Raw genomic sequence first — 20,309 nt, 5'->3', positions numbered from 1 at the left:
ACTTATGTGAGACGGCTTGCGCGGCGTCTTACTGTTTCGGATCAAGCGCGTCGCGCAGGCCGTCGCCGACGAAGTTGATCGCGAGCACCGTCAGCAGGATGGCCAGGCCGGAAGGAAGCCACAGCCAAGGTTGGCCGCTTAGCACGGAGATCGACTGCGCTTCGCTGAGCATATTGCCCCAGCTGGCGGTCGGCGGCTGGACGCCCATGCCGAGAAAGCTCAGGCCGGATTCCGTCAGAATCGCGGAGGCGACGCCGAAAGTGGCGTTGACGATGATCGGAGCCAGCGCGCCGGGAAAAATATGCTGCCGGATGATGCGCGGCGTTTTGAGCCCCAACGAGACGGCAGCCCGGACGTGATCGGCCTGTTTCAGCGACAGCACGCTTCCGCGTACCAGGCGGGCAATGCCCGGCCAGGAGAACAGGGCGAGCACGCCGATGATGGTCAGCAGGCTTGGCCCGACGACGCTGACGACGACCAGAATGACCATCATAAACGGAAAAGCCATGAACATATCGGTAATGCGCATGAATACCGTATCGATCCAGCCTCCATAATAGGCGGACAGCAGTCCGACCAGCGTACCGAACGCAACATAAATCGCGACGGTAGCGAAGCCGACGAGCAGCGAAATCTGGGTTGCCGAGATCAGGCGGCTGAGCACGTCGCGGCCGATCTGGTCGGTTCCTAGCAGATGCGCCGAACTCGGCGGAGCGGAGAAGTCCCCGGTCACCTGATCCGGCGGGTACGGCTGCAGCAGCGGGGCGAAAATGCCGACGGCGAACAGCAGTATGCAGAAAATCAATCCGGCTACCGCCATCTTGTTGCGGACGAAGCGGCCGGACAGTTGGCGAAACCGGCTCTCGGATTGTCCGGCATCCGCTTCGGGCGCCGTTTGAATGCCGCCCGGCGCAAGCGCTTGAAGTTTGGTCGTGGACATGGGACACCTCCTTAAAGAGTGGGCGAAGCAACGGAACAGGGCTGCACGGCTTCGGTTCGGAATTCAGCTCACCTTGATGCGAGGGTCGGCCGCGGAGTACAGAATGTCCGTCAACAGGTTGGAGCCGAGCACGGCGATGGCAGCGATAAGATTAAGCGCCATGATCGTCGGATAATCGCGTGACATCATGGACTGCAGCGTTAGCTGGCCGATGCCGGGCCACTGGAAGATCTGCTCGGTGATGATTGCGCCGCCGAGCAGAAGCGGAATCTCCATGCCGACGACGGTAATGATCGGCAGCAGGGCATTGCGCAGCGCATGCTTGTTCGTCACCCAAAATTCGTGGACTCCTTTGGAACGGGCGGTACGGAGATAATCCTGCTTCAGCACTTCGAGCATGCTGGCGCGGACGTAGCGGACTTTTCGGCCGGCAATGCCTGTCGCCAGCACGATCGTCGGCAGAATAAGGTGCATAATCCGGTCCTGAAGCCCGCCGTCACCGCCGAGCTGCTGCATGCCGCCGGTCGGCAGCACGCCCAGATTAACGGCGAAGATATAGATAAGCGCGAGTCCCAGGAAGAAGTTCGGAATCGAAGTGCCGATGAAGGACAATCCGGTGACGAGATAATCGATTTTCGTGTTCTGCTTCAGCGCGCTCAAAATGCCCAGTGGAACTGCGATCAGGAGCGCGAGAATCAGGGAGGCGAGGCCGAGCGTAACGGTCGGCATGATCCGTTCGCCGACCAGCTGCGCTACCGGCGCGTAGGAACTCATCGAATAGCCGAGATCCCCGGTTAGCAGCGTGCCGAGCCATTTGCCGTATTGGACAATCAGCGGATCGTTCAAGCCAAGCGCCTCCTTCTTCGCTTCGGCGATTTCCGGCGACATATTCGGATCGATGTACATATCGACCGGATTGCCAGGCGCCATATTGACGATAATGAAGTTGATGATCGTAATGCCGAGCAGCACGGGAATGAAGATAAGCAGTCGGCGCGCGATATAAGTCAACATGCGGGGAACCTCCTTGGGATCGGATTTTTGAAGCGCGAATCAGAGAGCGAAGTGGCAGGCCGCTGCGTGGCCGCCGCTTCCTTCCGCCGCGAGCATCGGTTCTTCGACGCGGCAGCGTTCCTGCACGAAGGGGCAGCGGGTATGGAAGCGGCAGCCGGACGGCGGATTGGCCGGCGAAGGAACGTCGCCCTGAACGACGATCTTTTCCCTGCCCCTTAGATGCGGATTCGGCACGGGATAGGCATTCAGCAGCACCCGGGTATACGGATGCTTCGGGCTGCGGAAGATTTCGTCCCGGGTTCCGATCTCGACCACTTTGCCGAGGTACATGACCGCGATCCGGGTGCTGATGTATTTGACCGCTCCCAGGCCGTGGGCGATAAACAGGTAGGTCAATCCCAGCTCTTTCTGGAGCTCCTTCAGCAGATTCAGCACCTGCGCCTGGATCGATACGTCCAGCGCAGATACCGGTTCGTCGCATACGATGAATTTCGGATTCAGCGACAGGGCCCGGGCAATGCCGATCCGCTGACGCTGACCGCCGGAGAATTCGTGGGCGAAGCGGTCCTTGTATGAACGGGGAATACCGACGGCGTCGAGCAGCCGGTCCACTTCGGCTTCCGCCGTGGCGTTCGTCGCTTTTCCGTGTGCGAGCATCGGTTCTTTAAGAATATCTTTGACCCGCATCCACGGATTGAGCGAAGAAAAGGGATCTTGGAAAATCATCTGCATTTCCGTGCGCAGCGGACGCATTTTTGCGATCGGGTAGGAGGTAATGTTTTCGCCACGATAGCGGATCGCGCCTCCGGTCGACTCCTCCAGCCGCAGAATAGTTCGTCCGATTGTCGACTTGCCGCACCCGGACTCGCCAACCAGGCCGAGCGTTTCGCCTTCGCGAATATCGAGGCTGACGCCGTCGACCGCTTTCACGTATCCTTTGGTACGCGCAAGCAGCCCCTTGCGGATCGGATAATAGGTCTTGAGATTATCCAATTGCAGCAGCGTGCTGGCCGTTTCGGGAAGCGGGGCCTTGATAGGAAGTTCGTCGAATTCGATCATGTCGTCGCTCCTCTCGTTTCCAGATTTAAGGCTGCGTACGGCGCGGCCGATCCGATGTCGCTCTGCGCGGCCCAGCAGCGTACCTGGTGTCCCGGCGCCAGCTCCATCAAGGGCGGCCGTTCGGCCGCGCATTTCTCGTTTGCCAGCGGACAGCGGGTATGAAAGCGGCAGCCCGGCGGCATGTTCTGCAGCGGAGGAACGGTACCCGGGATCGAAGACAGCGCCTCCTCGTCGTCCGCATCCAGATGAGGAATCGATCCCATGAGTCCTATCGTGTACGGGTGCAGCGGTTTGTCAAACAGCGTAAATACGTCCGCTTCTTCGACGACCTGGCCGGCGTACATGACGATGACCCGGTCGGCCATTTCGGCGACGACACCTAAATCATGGGTGATGAGCATGATTGCGGTGCCGGTCTCTTCGCGCAGCTTTTTCATCAGGTCGAGAATCTGCGCTTGGATCGTTACGTCGAGCGCCGTCGTCGGCTCGTCGGCAATCAGCAGCTTCGGCTTGCAGGAGAGAGCAATGGCAATCATCACCCGCTGCCGCATGCCGCCGGACAGCTTGTGCGGATATTCGTTCATAATTTCTTCAGGCCGCGAGATGCCTACCTTGCGCAGCATGTCGACGGCGTGTTTCCGAGCTTCCTTGCCCTTTAGCTTGAGATGAAGCGCGATGGACTCCGTCAGCTGGCTGCCGATCGTATAGACGGGATTGAGCGACGTCATCGGATCCTGGAAGATCATCGATACCTCGCTGCCGCGGATGCGTCGCATGGCCGATTCGGCAAGCCCGGTGATGCTGCGGCCGTTCAGTCGAATTTCGCCTTTGCGAATCGAGCCGTTTTTGCCCAGCAGCCGCATGATGGAAAGCGAGGTCACGCTTTTGCCGCAGCCGGATTCGCCGACGATGCCGAGCGTTTCGCCCGCTTTCAGCCGAAAGCTGACGCCGTCGACGGACGTTACTTCTCCTCGCTCCGTACGAAATACCGTTTCAATACCGTCCACTTCAAGCAGATCGTTCATCGGGTTGCTCCTCTCTTATGTCAGGATAGCTTTCGTTGTTGTCCTCATTGTAAGGAGAGATGATCTTTTCTGAAAGTGATTTGGATTGGTTTTTGGGTCCTGGTTTGCAGAGGATATGAAAGAAATCGTGGAAAAAGGGTTCGTTTCTTTAGAAAAGGATCGTTTTTTATCCTTTAACGTTACAGCGCAAGCAGATATAATCGACTTAAAGCGTCATGAAACGACAAATGAAAGGTGAGGTTTATGTGAAGAAAATTTACAGAACTTTTTTTATTCGCAACCTTTCGTCATTCATGCTTCCGGTTTTGATCCCGCTCGTCATGTTGGGCGGCTTGTCGATCGGCATTATTCAGCGATATGTAGGCATTGAAGCGCAGTCCGCCAATCGGAACGTGCTGAACCGTATGCAGGCCGATGTGGAGCTGCTGTTTGAAGAGCTGGATACGCTCCATATGCATGCGGTATCGAGCGCGCTGGAATTCGACCGGCTAAGGAAGATGCTGAACGAGCCGCTGCCCGAAGCCGAAGACTACCGCAAGTTGGCTTCTTTCAAAAATTTCATCGATTCGCCCGCCATTGCCCGTCCTTATATCGAATCGATTTACGTGTATGTGGAAAACGGGCGCGGACGCTTTATTTCTTCTACGACCGGAGGCATGATGGCATTCGAAGATACCTATGATGCAGGCTGGTACGAAAGCTATGCGGCGCATCGCGGCGGCACCGGCGAGAAGCAGTGGACCGAATCCCGTTCTTTTGACAAGTACGGGCTGCCCAGCTTCCGCACGGACATCATTTCGCTGTATCAGATGCTTGACATCGAGGGGGAAAACGACTCGGTCATTGTGCTTAATGTTCGCCTCGATTATTTGAAGGAAAAATTGGCGCTGCTGCCGACTTCGACGGACCAGCATCTGTTGATCGCGGGTTTGGACGGGCGGATCATCGCGCAGGAAGAAGGGCTGGCCAATTCCGGCGCAGGGCGGGCGGCGTTTGATCCAAAGCGCCCGGAGCTGCTTTACGGCGAATCGGTGCTCGGGTACGATGTCAGCGAACTGCGGTCGGCGGACTATGGTCTTCGCTTCGTATCGGTCACGCCGAACAAGGCGCTGTACGAACTGCCAATCCGGCTGGCGCTTTACATGGTACTGGCATCGGTGCTCTCGATTCTGGCGGCGGTAAGCGTCAGCCTGCATTTCGCCCGGCGCAACGTTCGAAGCATCCGGCATATCGTGGATATGCTGCATGACGCCGAGCAGGGGACGGAACCGGCGGCGCGTGCAGGCAAGGACGACGTAAACGGCTATATCGTGCAGCAGATTCTGGCGAATTTCTTGGAAAAAAAGTACTTAAAAACGCAGCTCGACAGGCGGCAGGCTTTGAACGAGTTGATGGAGCTGAGCGCGCTGCAGTCGCAGTTGAATCCTCATTTTCTGCTGAATACGCTGGAGTCGATCAAATGGAAAGCCGCGGCACTGGCGGGAGGAATGGACAACGACCTGACGGAAATGATCGAGCAGCTGGGCAGTATTCTGAGAGGCGCACTCGATCTGGAGGAAAAGTATATTACTGTAGAAGAAGAAATCCGGTATACCGAATCTTATATTGCTATTCAGCGCATGCGGATCGGGGAAGCATTCGACGTCCGCTGGGATTGCCGGGCGCAGGGAAAGGAGATTCGCATCCTGAAGCTGCTGCTGCAGCCTCTGATTGAAAACAGTCTTGTCCACGGACTTCACGGACGACGCGACGGATTGATCAAGATTAAAATTTACGAACGGGAAGGCCGGCTCTGCTTATCGGTTTCCGATAACGGAAAGGGCATGTCCCTTCAACGCCTGGAAGAGCTTCGCGGCAATCTAAACGGTCCGTTCGGCCAGTCGGCGCATATCGGCGTATTCAATACGCATAAAAGGCTGCTTTTGGCTTACGGGCCGGGTTCGGGACTGCGCGTTTACAGCAAGCCGGGGGTAGGAACGTTGGTCAAAGTCGAAATTCCCGCAGCAGGCCGAGTAGAGGAAGGGAGGACAGGGAATAAAAAGGATCAAGGTGAAAAGGCTGTGTAAATTTTTCTGTAATTTTCATATGGAGTTATTGAAGAATTGTTAACGGTGTTATATAATCTCTCAAAAAAGGGAGGTTGATGCATGTATAAGCTGCTAATTGCGGATGACGAAGCAGAAATCAGACATGGATTGGGAAATTACTTTCCATGGGGAGAGCTGGGGTTCGAAGTAGACGGATTCGCGCAGAACGGGCTCGAAGCATTGGAGTATATCGGCTGCCATTCGGTCGACGTACTGCTGTGTGATGTGATGATGCCGGTCATGACCGGAATCGAGGTGGCCAAATACTTGCATAAACAAAAATCTCCTACGCGGATCATCTTTTTAAGCGCGCACCGGGATTTCGACGCGGCCTGCCGGGCGATGGAATTTGGAGTGCGCAGCTACATACTCAAGCCGACGAGGTATCAGGAACTGAAGGATATTTTCACGACGCTCAAAGAAACGATGGACCGGGAGCTAAAATCGGGGGCTGCAGAAGAGCCTGTGCGAGAAAACGGACCGGTATTTCCTCTGAGGGAAGGGGCGGCCGACCCGATCATCATGCGGATCGTACGCTATATTGAGGAGAACTGCCCGGAAGCGACGCTGGAAGGCTCGGCCTTGACCGTACGGATGAATCCGACTTACGTAAGCAAATATTTCAAACAGAAAACAGGAATTAACTTTTCGGAATATCTGAACGACGTGCGAATGCTGCGGGCGGCAGGGATGCTGGAGCAGGGCGACTGCCGCACGTATGAAGTGAGCGAGGCGGTCGGCTACCAGAATCCGAAAAATTTCACCCGTTCGTTTAAGCGCCGCTTCGGCAAGACACCGCGGGAATTTCGTCAGGATTTGAGCCTCGAGCTGAAAAGGTAAGCAAGAAGAATTGACAGAAGCTTATCCATCTATTGACAGAAGCTTATCTATCTTCAATGATGCAAAAAACCAGGACATAAGATGTCCCGGTTTTTTTGCGTTAAAGTTAGGCCGCTGCGCGTTCAATAAAGAATTCGATTATGCGGCCGCTGCCGGCAGGTTCTCCGTTATTATACCGAAGCCGCTTCGGCTTCTTCTGGCGCGTACTCCGCGCTTAAGCGTTCATCTACGAGGGCAAGGAAAGCCCTTGCGGATACCATGAGTGCGCGCTCGTCGAAGTCGAACTTTGGATGATGATGAGGGAAGTTCTCCCGGTCGTCGAATCCGGCTCCGACCATAATGAAAGAGCCCGGTTTGTGCTGCAGATAATACGAGAAGTCTTCGCCGCCCATCATGGCCGGAAGTTCGATCAGCTTACCGATCTGACGTTCGCTCAAGATGCGAATGAACTCGTCCGTCTCTTTTTGATGATTGAAAGTTGCCGGATAGCCTCTCATATATGCCACTTCGCAGCTGGCCCCGAAAGCGCCGCATAGTCCTTCGGACAGCGCGCGGATCCCCTGTTCGATCGTGTCGCGGGCTTCTTCCTGGAAGGTGCGGACCGTTCCGGTCATCTTGGCCTGATCGGCGATTACGTTGTGCGCCGAACCGGCATGGAACGAGCCGACGGTGAGTACGGCTGGATGAATCGGATCGACCCTGCGGCTGACGAGCAGCTGCAGTTCGGTAATCAGCTGGGCGCCGAGCGCGACCGCATCGATCGTCTGATGCGGCGAAGCGCCGTGGCCGCCCTTGCCTTGAATAAGAATTTCGAACAGATCCGCGCTGGCCGTCAGGTAACCGTGCTTATAGCCGATCGTGCCGTAAGGCTGCAGCGAAGCGAGATGGATGCCGTACACTTCGTCCACGCCGTCAAGGCAGCCGTCCTCGATCATCGCTTTGGCGCCTCCCGGAGGGGCTTCTTCCGCATGCTGATGCAGCAGCACCACATTGCCTTCGAGGTCGTCCCGATGCTCGCTCAGCACTTTGGCGACCGCGAGCAGCGCGGCTGTGTGGCCGTCGTGTCCGCAGGCGTGCATGACGCCGGGAGCCGTCGACTTATACGGCACGTCCTTCTCGTCTTGAATCGGCAGGGCGTCGAAATCGGCGCGCAGGGCGATGGTACGTCCCGGCTTGGCGCCGCGGATCGTACCGACGACTCCATTTCCGCCGACGCCCGTCCGGACTTCGATGCCGCCGAAGCCGTTCAGCGTTTCCGCGACGAAAGCGGCGGTCGCCGTTTCGTGGAACGAGATTTCCGGATTGCGGTGCAGATGACGTCTCCATTCGATCATCGTTTCTTCCAGCTCGGCCAGTCTTGCGTTCCATTTTTCCATGAGATCACCCTTTCCACCAAGTTGGATGGTTCGGCCGCCGGTTCCTACAGGTTCATGTACCATTCAAATCGATACATAGAGTCTGGATCGGAAAACCGAAGGCTTCCATGACTCTAGTGTAAAAGCAGCGGGAGGAAGACGAAATAGCTTTTGCTTGAGTTTCGTGTCCTTGATTGTTGTGATTTTGCGAAAGCGAAAGTAGAGGGGGTGAATGATTTGGAAAAGGGGTGTGTGATTGACATAAAAGAGGAACCTGTAAAAGTCTTGTTTGGCTGACGGTTCATTTCAATACATAAGACACCACATAGATGCTCTTTTTTGTTTCTTTATTGACATTAGACACCGGGAAGTCTAAACTTCTAGTGAATGTGATAATCATTATCATCGCTTCAGATACATACAGTCAAAATTTTGGGGGGACATCCTGCTAATGAAAAAGAAATCTTACTTGGCGGCAGCTTTTGTGCTGCTGTTCATGCTCGTCCTGAGCGCCTGCGGCAGTGCTGCGCAGAATGGAACAAACACAGCATCCACGGAAACGGGTACGGAAGCATCGGCTTCGACAGGATCGACGAACAAAGATGCCGCAGCCGAGCAGTCGGGAACCGTTACTTACGAGTCCGAGACAGGCCCGGTCGAAATCCCAGCCAATCCGACTCGGATCGTAGCGTTGAGCAGTGCGCCTAACGTACTGTCGTTGGGCGTTCCTCTGGTCGGTGTCGATCAGTGGACGGGTGCCAATCCGCTGTTCACGGATATGCTCAAAGACGTGGCAGTCGTATCGGAAGAAGAGCCGGAGAGCATAGCTGCTCAGACTCCCGATCTGATCATTGCCGGTTCGACGACTAAGAATCTGGATCAGTTGAACAAAATTGCACCTACGGTCGTATACACTTGGGGCAAACTGGATTATCTGGAGCAGCAGGTGGAAATTGGTAAGCTCTTGGGCAAGGAAGAGGAAGCCCGTCAATGGGTGGATGATTTCTCGAAGAGAGCCGCGGATATTGGCGATAAGGTCAAAGCCAAGTATGGCGATGATGTAACCGTATCTGTTATCGAAGTCGATGGAAAAAGCGCTTATGTAATGGGTGACAGTTGGGCCCGCGGTACAGAGATTTTGTATCAGGCCATGGATCTGAAGATGCCTGAGCCGGTAAGTAAAGCTGTATCGGCGGACGGATACTATGCATTGTCGCTCGAAGTGCTGCCTGAATATATGGGAGATTTCATCGCGGTCAGCCGCAGATTGGATATGGACAGCGAAATGATGAACTCCGAAGTCTGGAAACAAATTCCTGCTGTCAAAGAAGGCCACGTGATCGAATTTGAAACGAGAGCCGCTTCCTACAGTGATCCGACAACACTTGAGAACCTGCTCGGTATTTTTGAAAAAGGGTTCCTGGGAGAGTCGAAATAACAGAATCGAATATTTAGACGAACAACAAAAAGACGAAGCCTTGTGGCTTCGTCTTTTTGTTAGGTCAGGAATGAGGAGGAATACGGTCCCCGTTCTCATCAAGACCGCGGAACAGCTTCAGGGCAATAATCAGGATGATCACCATCACCAGAATTGGAATCCAGATTGCGCTGAAAGCGAGGGTAACTTCAGCAACACCGGCGACTAGAGCACCTAAGCAGTAAATAAGGACGGCGATAAAGCGAAGCCAAGTATCGCCGCTGATCTTGACCGTTTTCTCCGAAGCGCCGAAGCGTTTGCGGAAGTAGGCGACAATATCTTCGATTACGCTCGCCAAATTGTTAGTCAGTACGGTTGTGGAAATTCCTGCGATACCGAGCTTGCGGGCTGCGGTCGTCTGCATGCCCATCGCACTGCTAAGCAGGATAATCAGCACATGCAGCAGCGTTTCGCTCATAACTGGACCCGCCAGCCATGCGAAGAGGAGGTAGAACACTAACTCAATCAGCAGAATCAATGTAATTCGTGCCGGCCAAAATCCTTTGGCTTTGTTCCCGCTAAGCAGCATGGCTGCGGCAGCGTTGCCTGCGATAAAGCCGAGGCAGGCCAATGCCGCACGTAGGAAGGAGAGTTCAGCTACGTGGGCGAAAGACATGCCCAGAATGACAATGTTGCCGGTCATGTTTGCTGTGAAGACGCGGCCCAGATGAATGTAGCCGATAACGTCGACGATGCCGGCCGACATGCACAGCAGCATAAGAATGCCGCTGCGCCAAGTTTTGACGTGCAATATATTCATTCCTTTCCGATCTTTTGAACCCCTATCCGATTTTCGCAAGAAAACGTCAGGAATTCAAGAAAATACAGAAAAGAAAGTAAAAGAATTCGAAAGGAAGGCAATTGGAGCAAAAAGGGTTATGATTTAGAGAGAACCAAAAAAGAGCACAAGGTGTCTGGATGTCGGAAGGGAGGCTTGCTTTTGCATGAATTGTATCTGATTCTGAGCTGGACACTTGCCGCTATCGTTCTGCTGCTTCTGCTTCTCATTGTAGGTTCGAGCATACGCAACGGAATTACGCCGATGCCAACGAGTCGGCCGGTACGTCGAACCGTTATGCGTGAGATCGGAATATTGGCAGATCGCAGCGAGATCGTCGAAGCCGGTTCGGGTTTCGGTACACTGGCACTTAATCTATCGCGGAGATTCCCTATGTGCCGGGTAACCGGAATCGAAAATTCGCTCGTCCCGCTGCTGGCATCACGTCTGCTTCAATGGGCGAATCGGCTTCCGCAGTCGCGGCTGCAATTTAGGCGCGGCGACCTTTTTCAGTATCCGTACGAAGAAGCGGATTTGGTCGTCTGCTACCTGCATCCTGCGGCAATGCGTCGTTTGACCCCGGTGCTTAAAGAGCGGGCGAAGGACGGATCGCGAATTGTGAGTGTATTTTTTGCTCTGGAAGACTGGGAGCCGGAATCAGTGGAGGTATGCGGCGATATGAACCGAACCAAAGTGTATGTGTATAGAGTCAACCGGCATCCATTGGATGTGCGGGTATAAGAGGTTCAGCTGCAGGAGATTATCCAATGATGTTCAAACCAAAGGAGCGATTAATCAATGGAATATGTCAAATTGGGTCAAACAGGGCTTGATGTCTCAAGGTTATGTCTCGGCTGCATGAGCTATGGAGAGCCTGATCGTGGATCACATGCGTGGACATTGGGCGAGGAAGAGAGTCGTCCGTTCATTAAAAAAGCGCTTGAACTGGGCATTAACTTTTTCGATACGGCGAATGTATATTCGGATGGTACTAGCGAAGAAATTGTCGGCCGTGCGTTGAAGGATTTTGCGAATCGAGACGAAGTCGTAGTGGCGACCAAAGTGCATGGCATTATGCGCAAGGGACCGAATGGCGGAGGGCTGTCGCGTAAAGTCATTATGGCGGAGATCGATCACAGTCTGCGCCGGCTCGGTATGGACTATGTCGACTTATATCAAATTCATCGCTGGGACCCCAATACACCGATCGAAGAAACAATGGAGGCGCTGCATGATGTGGTCAAATCCGGCAAGGTTCGTTATATCGGCGCTTCATCGATGTATGCTTGGCAGTTTCTGAAAGCACAGCATACGGCTGAACGGCAAGGATGGACCAAGTTCGTCAGCATGCAGAATTACGTCAATCTGCTCTACCGTGAAGAGGAGCGTGAAATGCTGCCGTTATGCGAAGCGGAGGGCGTCGGCGTTATCCCTTGGAGTCCGCTTGCACGCGGCAGATTGACACGGGACTGGGAAGAGAGCAGTGCCCGTTCCGAGACGGATGAGTTCGGCAAGACGCTGTATGACAAGACGGCGGATGCCGATCGCCGCGTTGTCGAAGCTGTAGCCGAAGTGGCTGAAGAACGCGGCGTACCGCGTGCACAGATTGCGCTCGCTTGGGTGCTGCAGAAGCGGCCGATTACGGCTCCGATTGTCGGCGCAACCAAGCCTCATCATCTGGAGGATGCTGCGGCCGCACTGTCGGTCAAACTGACAGACGAAGAGATCCGGCGGCTGGAGGAACCCTATGTGCCTCATTCGGTAATCGGGCATAGATAGATGAACAGCTCACAAAAAGCCTGCAGAGTGCCTGTAGAACTCCTGTAGAGAGCTTCTAAAAGCTTCTAGAGAGCCTTTATAAGCTTTGCAGCCAGCTGTAAAACTTCTAGAGAGCCTTTATAAGTTTTGCAGCCAGCTGTAAAACTTCTAGAGAGCCTTTATAAGTTTTGCAGCCAGCTGTAAAACTTATAGAGCGCTGTAGTAAGAAGCAGGATGGACGCATACAAGAAAAAACGTCCCGGCTCCTCTTCCCTCGAAAGGGAATGGAGCGGGACGTTTTTTCGTCGGATGATCGTACTCTATGGGCTTACGGCAGATCCGGCAGCCAATTGGAATTCCGACATTCTTATTACATGTTCCGAATTACGAATTCGAATTATGAATCTAAATTACGAAGCGGAAGCCGCCAGAACCTGTTCGATTACGGATTCTGCTTCAGTGGACAGAACCGCATTTTTCGGCAGGAAGCTACCTGGCTCGGCTGCGTCCAGAATACCCATTTGTACAAGCTGGGCAACCGGAGTTTTAGCGTAAGCCGCTACTGTCGAAGCGTCTTCGAACGTACCCAATACGGATGTCGCATTAACAGTCGGAAGCTGCTGCTTCAGAACAGCGGCAAGAATTGTCGCCATCTCTTCGCGAGTGATCGAGCGATCCGGATGGAATTTGCCTGCGCCGTAGCCTTTGATGAATCCGGCGTTAACCGCTTCGGCAATTGCATCGGCGTAAGGAGCATCAGCCGCTACGTCGGTGAATACTGCGGATGTGGAAGCTTGGTTCAGTCCAAGCGATTCGACCAGCATGGACACAAAGTCCGCACGGGAGATAGACTCGCTTGTCGGTGTCGCAGGGCGTCCTGTTGCAGGACCGTCGGCGTCCGGCTTTTCTTCGCCGGCTGCAGGTGTGTTAGTGATGCGTCCTTCAACTGCTGCCGTAATGGCGCCGCCTTTGAACGTATCCACGATGTACGAATAGAATACGTCAAGGTCTGTTGGGCCCGCAAGAGACTCGCTTGCTTCGGTCAGGACCTTATAGTTGTCGCCGCCGCCTGCCATGAAGTTGTTCACGACTGCTGTATACGACTTCTTCGGATCGATCGGTGTGCCATCAGCCAGCGTAAGCGAGGTGATACGCTGAGCGACCGGCTTGTTCATGTCGGCGCTGTATTTCAGTCCCGAAATTTGCAGCGTCTTCGTATTCGGCGTGCCGTCAGCGTTAGTGCCCCACTGCTGCTGCAGCAGCTGCTTCACTTGGTCGCCTGTCAGCGTCAGTTTTACCAGCGTATTGCCGAAAGGTTGGATCTTCGCCAGATCGGCGAATGTGATATCGCCTTTCGGCATGTCCGCACGAATACCGCCCGGGTTCATGAAAGCAAAGTCAGCATCTTCCGCGTTATCGCCAAAGTCGGCTGAACGCATGGCATCGGCAATCAGGTTGCCAAGTGCAGCTTCATTGTTGTAAGCATCTGTCCGTGTTACCGAACCGTCCGTTGTGCCGACCGGCTTGGTCAGTTCCGGGTGCTTATCGAGGTACTTTTTAACGAGAGCAACCGTATCCGCGTCAGGCTTTACACCTTCCTGGAAAGTGGTAGTCACAGTTGCCGACTTTTCCGTTACATCGCCTGTATTCGGATCGATCAACAGTTTGATATCTTCGAAAGCCGTACCGTAAGAGTACGCTTGTACGATCAGAATACCGTTGACTTCGCCATTGGCCATAGCGTGATTGTCGCCTGCCACGATTACGTCGACCGGAGTGTCTGACGGAAGAGCTTTTGCGAGATCCGCAGCTTCGCCTGTCGTTACGCCTTCCTTGGTGGAAGCCGGATCGTGTGCGAGGATAACGATTGTTTCTACGCCTTGCTCCTGCAGTTCTTTCGCATATTTATTGACGGCAGCGACTTCTTCAGCTGCGCTCAGGAAGCGTACGCCGGCCGTACCTGCAGGCGAAACCTTGGAAGGTGTTTGCTTTGTGACGAGACCGATAAAGCCAATCTTCACGCCGCCGACTTCTTTGATTACGTAAGGATCGACTAGAGGTTTGCCTGTAGCTTCTTCAATCGCATTGGCGTTTACATAAGGGAATTTCGAACCCCCGTGCATAACTTTGCCGTCTTTCGGATCGAGTCCGCCGTTCAGCTGAGCCTTGAGTGCTGCAATCCCATGGTCGAATTCATGGTTGCCCAGGGAGCCGACGTCGAAGCCCATCATGTTCATCCATTCAATGGTCGGTTCGTCGCGCTCAAGCGAAGAGACCGGAGCGGAGGCACCTACCGAGTCGCCGTTATGGAACAGAAGTGAATGTTCGTATTTGGCCTGAGCCTCTTTCAAATATGTAGCGAGAATGGCCGCTGTACCTGCCGGTTTGTCAGCAACAGTGGAAGTCGTATCAAGCTGGCCGTGCAAATCGTTGATGCCGAGCAGGTGAACTTCTACATCGCCGGGAGCCGCCGATACGGTGCTTGCAGTCCCGAACAGCTGTGCCGACAGCAGTGCAGCCGCTGCAAGGCCAACAGAGGGCTTTCTCCAATTTTTCCAATTCATGAACATGTATTCCTCCCAGATTATGAATTCGTGCCGTCACATTGTATCACATGAAATTTTTTGAAATCGAAGATTGTGTAAACGCTATGTTAAATATATTTTAAATTGTTTTGGAGGAATGAGTTTGACAGATTTGATGCAGTCGTGTTATAAAAGGAATCAGCAAGCGCCCGGCCTGCGGAGCGCCATAATAAGCATTGAAGGGAATCCAGTAGTATTCAGATCTGTACTTTCAGAGAGCCGGCGGTTGGTGCGAGTCGGTAGACGAATGAATATGAATTACGTCCCGGAGCTTCCCGTTTCCGAAACCGCGAGAGCGGAAGGAACGGGACGGAATTGTCCACGTTATCGGACCTCAAAGTGGGAAACGCGCAGATGCTCCAAATGCAAGCGCCTTTCCAATTAAGGGTGGTACCGCGATTAAGACTCGTCCCTGCAGAAATGCAGCAGGCCGGGTCTTTTTTATTTTTCCACATTCCGAAGGAGGAACCGAACATGACAAATGAACAAAACCCGATCGAAGCCAATGCGCTGATGGACGATCTGGAGTATAGAGGACTGATCTACCAGGTTACACACCGCGAGGAACTGCAGAAAACGCTGAACGAAGAGTCGGTAACGCTGTACAACGGCTTTGATCCGACGGCGGACAGCCTGCATATCGGTCACCTGCTGCCTGTACTGACAATGAGACGCTTTCAACTCGCCGGACACCGGGCAATCGCTCTAGTAGGCGGCGGTACGGGAATGATCGGCGATCCGAGCGGCCGTTCGGTTGAACGTTCGCTGAACACGGCAGAGACAGTCGCAGACTGGACGAAAAAGCTGCAAAACCAGCTGTCGCGCTTCCTGGACTTCGGCACAGGCGACGCAAAGGTGCCGGCGAAGATGGTCAGCAACTACGACTGGCTCGGTCCAATCACATTCATCGACTTCCTGCGCGATGTAGGCAAAAACTTCACGGTCAACTACATGCTGGCCAAAGATTCTGTCGACTCCCGTCTGGCGAACGGTATTACGTTTACCGAATTTTCCTACATGATTCTGCAGGCTTACGACTTCCAGCGCTTGAATAAGGAAGAGAACTGCAAGCTGCAGCTCGGCGGAAGCGACCAGTGGGGCAATATTACGGCAGGCCTCGACCTGATTAGCAAGACAGGCGGCGGAGACGTGTTCGGTATGACAATGCCGCTCGTGACGAAAAGCGACGGCAAAAAGTTCGGCAAGTCCGAGTCCGGCGCGATCTGGCTGGACCGCAGCAAGACAAGCGCATACGCGTTCTACCAGTTCTGGATCAATACGGATGATGCTGATGTAATCAAGTTCCTGAAGTACTTCACTTTCCTGAATCGTGAAGAGATCGAAGCATTGGAATCACAGCATCTGGAAGCACCGGAAAAGCGGATTGCACAGCGCGAACTCGCACGACGCGTAACGAGCTTGGTTCATGGCGACGAAGCGGTGGAAAGCGCGGAGAAAATTACGGCAGCATTGTTCTCCGGAAGCTTCGCTGAATTGAACGAAGTCGATTTGAACGAAGCTTTGGCCGATATGCCGACAACTTCTGCTGCCGCATCGAGCGAGCCGCTGCTGATCGACCTGCTGGTCGAAGCTGGAGCCGCTCCATCCAAAGGACAAGCGCGCAAAGATATTCAGAGCGGTGCAATCTCCGTTAACGGCGAGAAGCGCACTTCGATCGAAACGGTCATTACTTCCGAGGATCGTTTGCACGGCAAGACATTGGTTCTGCGCCGCGGCAAAAAGAATTACTTCGTCGTCAAATTCGAAGACTGATTGAATAAAAGTTTAACTATAAGCGGGTAGGGCGCAGCAGCGCCTTATCCGCTTTTTCTATGCTCTTTTTTCATCACCGAGAAAAAGGGGAACTCATTTTAAGAAGACTATCACATTAAAAAAGCATAAAAAAATTACCGAAATCTATAATTTGTACAATTACACAAGCGCCTTTTTAACAAGATTTAATCTTTATTTTTTGATAGACATATAAGAATACGGAAATTTATGTCCAACTTTTTTATCCGATTACGTTTTCGTAAAAGTGCGTGAAACGCAGCTTTAAGACAGAGCTTTTCTTTTTGTTCGAAGACAGTGTACACTAAGCCTAAGACACAGTTTCAGTCATCAGGAAAAGGCTTTCATTTTGCAGGCGAGGTGAAGAGGAATGTTCAAAAAATATAAGTACACAGCTCCCGAAAATGGTTATCCGGAATGGAACAATAATCCCGAAATTTTTCAACTTAATCGACTGGATGCTCATGCGAGCTTGATTCCTTACGCGACATCGGAAGAAGCACTGCGCGCCGAGAAAGGCTCCAGCCGCATTCAATCGCTTAACGGAACTTGGAAGTTCCATCATGTGGACAAGCCAGCCGATCGTCCCGAAAACTTTTATGAAACCGGTTACGATACGTCGGATTGGGCGGATATTCCGGTTCCTGCCCACTGGCAGCTGCACGGCTACGATTATCCTCATTACACCAACGTCCGTTATCCGTGGGAAGAACGGGAGAAGATTGAACCTCCATTCGCGCCGACCGAATTCAATCCCGTCGGTTCTTACGTGCGGACGTTCACCGTACCGGAGAATTGGGAAGAAGATCCGGTCTACATCAGCTTTCAGGGCGTCGAGTCCTGCTTCTATGTATGGGTGAACGGAGATTTGGTCGGTTACAGCGAAGACACCTTTACACCGGCCGAATTCCTGCTGACTCCGTATTTGCAAAAAGGGGAAAACAAGCTGGCGGTGCAGGTTTATCATTGGTGCGACGCAAGCTGGCTGGAGGATCAGGATTTCTGGCGGATGAGCGGCATTTTCCGCGACGTGTATCTGTACAGCAAACCGAAAGTTCAGATCGCAGACGTGCTGGCAGCAGCCGAGCTGGATGATCGCTTCGAGAACGGATACCTGCAGTTGGGTGTACAGATCGGTAACCCGCTGGGCAAGAAAGCCGGCGTCTACCGGATCGAAGCCCGTCTGCTCGACGCTTCGGGCAGCGAAGTGGTAGAGCGTATGTCAAGCGAGATCGAAATTCTCAAAGATACGCTGTATGCCGCCGACCTGTCGACATCCGTACCGAAGCCGGCGCAGTGGTCGGCTGAATCTCCGAACCTGTACACAATTGTGCTGACCTTATCCGATGAACAGGGCGAAGTCGAAGCGGTTAAACTTCGGGTAGGTTTCCGGCATTTCGCGATTGAAGACGGTGTAATGAAAATTAACGGCAGAAGAATTGTATTCAAAGGCGTCAATCGTCACGAATTCAGCGCCGACAGAGGCCGTGCGGTGACCGAAGAAGAAATGATCGCCGATATTAAACTGATGAAAGCCTATAATGTCAATGCAGTGCGGACATCCCACTATCCGAACCAGACACGCTGGTACGAACTGTGCGACGAATACGGGCTGTATGTGATCGACGAAACGAATCTGGAGACGCATGGCAGCTGGGAATACGGGCAGACCGAAGAAGTCGAGCGCACGGTGCCGGGCAGCAAGCCGCACTGGCGCGCCAACGTACTCGACCGGGCCAACTCCATGTATCAGCGCGACAAAAACCATCCTTCGATCATTATCTGGTCGCTCGGCAACGAGTCGTGGGGCGGGGACAACTTCCTGCATATGGCGAACTTCTTCCGCGCCGTCGACAAGACCCGTCTCGTGCATTACGAAGGAACGTTCCATGCGCGCAAATGGGAAGATGCGACGGATATCGAGAGCCATATGTATACGACGCCTCAGAACGTGGAGAAGTACGCGCAGAACGATCCGAAAAAGCCGTTCATCCTGTGCGAATATAGCCACGCTATGGGCAATTCCTGCGGAAACCTGTTCAAGTACACGGATCTGACATACAAATACCCGGTGCTGCAGGGCGGATTCATCTGGGATTGGATTGACCAAGCCATTCGCACGAAAACCGCGGACGGCGTCGAGTATCTGGCCTACGGCGGAGATTTCGGCGAATCGCCTCATGACGGCACGTTCTGCGGCGATGGCTTAATCTTTGCAGATCGTAAGGTTTCGCCGAAATTGGACGAGCTTAAAGCTTGTTACCAGAATGTACGCTTCGAAGCGGTGAATTTGGAAAAAGGCACAGTTCGTATTCTAAACGATTTCCTGTTTACGGATCTGGACCGTTATCAACTGAACTGGGAAATTGCACGAGAAGGCGAAGTCGTCGAGCGCGGAACGCTGCCTTTACAGTTGGCCGCAGGGGAATCGGCGGAAGTGGAAGTGCCGTTTACAGTGCCGACGCAGCAGGGCGAGCATACGCTGACGTTGAGTTTCACAGAGCGGGAAGATCGTTTCTGGGCGGCAAAAGGACATGAAGTCGCATTCGGACAGTTTGTGCTTCCGGCGCAAAAAGTCGAAGAAGCTTCGTTTGTATCCGCTTCGGGCACTGCTGCGGGAACACCGCTCAAGTCGGAAGACGATGGCATGTCGTTGACTGTATCGGGCGATGGATTTGCAGTCACGTTCAATAAGCAAAGTGGTGATCTGTCTTCGCTGCTTCTAAACGGGCAGGAACTGCTGCTGGCTCCGGTACGGCCTAACTTCTGGCGTGCGCTGACCGATAACGACCGGGGGAACAAGCTTGAAGAACGCAGCGGCATCTGGCGCGAAGCGGGAAGCAAGCGCAAGCTGCGCAGCCTCGATGTGTCCGGTGCGGAAAATGGCGTGACGGTAGAAGCTCTGCTGGAACTGCCGACTGTGCCGGTATCCGAAGCGGTAATGCGCTATGAAGTTCAGTCTTCGGGCGAGGTCGGCGTATCGCTGACGCTGAAACCGGGAGCGGGTCTGCCGGAGATTCCGGAAATCGGCGTGCTGCTGGAGCTGGACGGAACGCTGGAACAGTTGAAATGGTACGGCCGCGGACCGCATGAGAACTACTGGGATCGTCATACGGGAGCGCGTCTGGGCATCTATTCGGGACTCGTTTCCCAGCAGCTCACTCCGTACCTGCGACCGCAGGAAGCCGGCAACAAAACAGGCGTACGTTGGGCGGAATTGACCGGCGAGAACGGACTCGGATTGCGTGTGGAAGGTTTGCCGGAAATCGAATTGAACGCACTGCCTTACACGCCGGCAACATTAGAGGCCTGCGACCACAGTTACAAACTGCCGAAGTCAGACCGGACCATTCTGCGGATCAATCACCGGCAAATGGGCGTTGGCGGCGACGACAGCTGGCAGGCGAAGACGCATGAAGAGTTTACGCTTCCTGCAAATACGACGTATACGTACGGATTTTCGCTGCGCGGTTTGTCTTCGGGGCGGTAAGGATTCGACTGAGGTCGAACCATTTGATCGTTTACAAAGGAGCGGCCTCGGCCGCTCCTTTTTACGTAATACTATGTTGTGCCGCTGCGTTGTACAATAGGATGAAGCAG

At 53.7% G+C, this 20,309-nt stretch carries 14 protein-coding genes and 1 other annotated feature; of the genes, 7 read left to right on the top strand and 7 right to left on the bottom strand.

Annotated features, from left to right (window positions below; genetic code table 11):
- Positions 1–28: 28 nt before the first annotated feature.
- The 4 genes from opp4C to F456_RS0112515 all read right to left on the bottom strand — a co-directional run bounded on the left by opp4C (position 29) and on the right by F456_RS0112515 (position 4,038).
- Complete coding sequence (gene opp4C, locus F456_RS0112530; protein WP_018977383.1) at positions 29–940, bottom strand: oligopeptide ABC transporter permease; 912 nt, start codon at positions 938–940, stop codon at positions 29–31.
- 63 nt (positions 941–1,003) lie between these two features.
- Entirely contained in the window at positions 1,004–1,954 is a 951-nt protein-coding gene (locus tag F456_RS0112525) for an ABC transporter permease (protein WP_018977382.1), read from the bottom strand.
- 39 nt (positions 1,955–1,993) lie between these two features.
- Entirely contained in the window at positions 1,994–3,013 is a 1,020-nt protein-coding gene (locus F456_RS0112520; RefSeq protein ID WP_018977381.1) for an ABC transporter ATP-binding protein, read from the bottom strand.
- Positions 3,010–4,038 (bottom strand): ABC transporter ATP-binding protein, encoded by a 1,029-nt coding sequence (locus F456_RS0112515; RefSeq protein ID WP_018977380.1) that lies wholly within the window; start codon positions 4,036–4,038, stop codon positions 3,010–3,012. The genes F456_RS0112520 and F456_RS0112515 overlap by 4 nt, the downstream gene beginning before the upstream one ends.
- Before the next feature lie 245 nt (positions 4,039–4,283).
- Here F456_RS0112515 and F456_RS0112505 point away from each other — a divergent pair, with 245 nt between their 5' ends.
- Together F456_RS0112505 and F456_RS0112500 are read left to right on the top strand one after the other, a co-directional pair.
- On the top strand, positions 4,284–6,104 hold the full coding sequence (locus F456_RS0112505; protein WP_169577843.1) for a cache domain-containing sensor histidine kinase: 1,821 nt from the start codon (positions 4,284–4,286) through the stop codon (positions 6,102–6,104).
- An 81-nt stretch (positions 6,105–6,185) separates the two neighbouring features.
- A complete protein-coding gene (locus F456_RS0112500; protein ID WP_018977377.1) occupies positions 6,186–6,965 on the top strand; it encodes a response regulator transcription factor in 780 nt (259 codons plus the stop codon).
- 170 nt (positions 6,966–7,135) lie between these two features.
- Here F456_RS0112500 and F456_RS22510 read toward each other — a convergent pair whose 3' ends face one another.
- A complete protein-coding gene (locus F456_RS22510) occupies positions 7,136–8,341 on the bottom strand; it encodes an amidohydrolase (protein WP_018977376.1) in 1,206 nt (401 codons plus the stop codon).
- 430 nt (positions 8,342–8,771) lie between these two features.
- Here F456_RS22510 and F456_RS0112485 point away from each other — a divergent pair, with 430 nt between their 5' ends.
- A complete protein-coding gene (locus F456_RS0112485) occupies positions 8,772–9,758 on the top strand; it encodes an ABC transporter substrate-binding protein (protein WP_018977374.1) in 987 nt (328 codons plus the stop codon).
- 64 nt (positions 9,759–9,822) lie between these two features.
- On the opposite strand, the gene F456_RS0112480 is transcribed toward F456_RS0112485, so the two are convergent.
- On the bottom strand, positions 9,823–10,557 hold the full coding sequence (locus F456_RS0112480) for a YoaK family protein (protein ID WP_040925215.1): 735 nt from the start codon (positions 10,555–10,557) through the stop codon (positions 9,823–9,825).
- A 180-nt stretch (positions 10,558–10,737) separates the two neighbouring features.
- Here F456_RS0112480 and F456_RS0112475 point away from each other — a divergent pair, with 180 nt between their 5' ends.
- Both F456_RS0112475 and F456_RS0112470 read left to right on the top strand, forming a co-directional pair.
- Positions 10,738–11,316: a class I SAM-dependent methyltransferase gene (locus F456_RS0112475; RefSeq protein WP_018977372.1), complete on the top strand. Its 579-nt coding sequence runs from the start codon at positions 10,738–10,740 to the stop codon at positions 11,314–11,316.
- Positions 11,317–11,373: 57 nt separating this feature from the next.
- Complete coding sequence (locus F456_RS0112470; protein WP_018977371.1) at positions 11,374–12,354, top strand: aldo/keto reductase; 981 nt, start codon at positions 11,374–11,376, stop codon at positions 12,352–12,354.
- 389 nt (positions 12,355–12,743) lie between these two features.
- On the opposite strand, the gene F456_RS0112465 is transcribed toward F456_RS0112470, so the two are convergent.
- On the bottom strand, positions 12,744–14,903 hold the full coding sequence (locus F456_RS0112465; protein ID WP_018977370.1) for a 5'-nucleotidase C-terminal domain-containing protein: 2,160 nt from the start codon (positions 14,901–14,903) through the stop codon (positions 12,744–12,746).
- Positions 14,904–15,085: 182 nt separating this feature from the next.
- Positions 15,086–15,335, top strand: a binding site (T-box leader).
- A 57-nt stretch (positions 15,336–15,392) separates the two neighbouring features.
- Between F456_RS0112465 and tyrS the strand changes: the two genes are divergently transcribed.
- Both tyrS and lacZ read left to right on the top strand, forming a co-directional pair.
- On the top strand, positions 15,393–16,691 hold the full coding sequence (tyrS, locus tag F456_RS0112460) for a tyrosine--tRNA ligase (protein ID WP_018977369.1): 1,299 nt from the start codon (positions 15,393–15,395) through the stop codon (positions 16,689–16,691).
- A 388-nt stretch (positions 16,692–17,079) separates the two neighbouring features.
- Entirely contained in the window at positions 17,080–20,199 is a 3,120-nt protein-coding gene (gene lacZ / locus F456_RS0112455; protein ID WP_018977368.1) for a beta-galactosidase, LacZ type, read from the top strand.
- Positions 20,200–20,309: the final 110 nt, after the last annotated feature.

It is taken from the genome of Saccharibacillus kuerlensis DSM 22868 (assembly GCF_000378145.1).
Lineage (GTDB): Bacteria > Bacillota > Bacilli > Paenibacillales > Paenibacillaceae > Saccharibacillus > Saccharibacillus kuerlensis.
The sequence above is the reverse complement of the archived record's forward strand: the minus strand, read 5'-3'. Positions and strand labels throughout refer to the sequence as shown.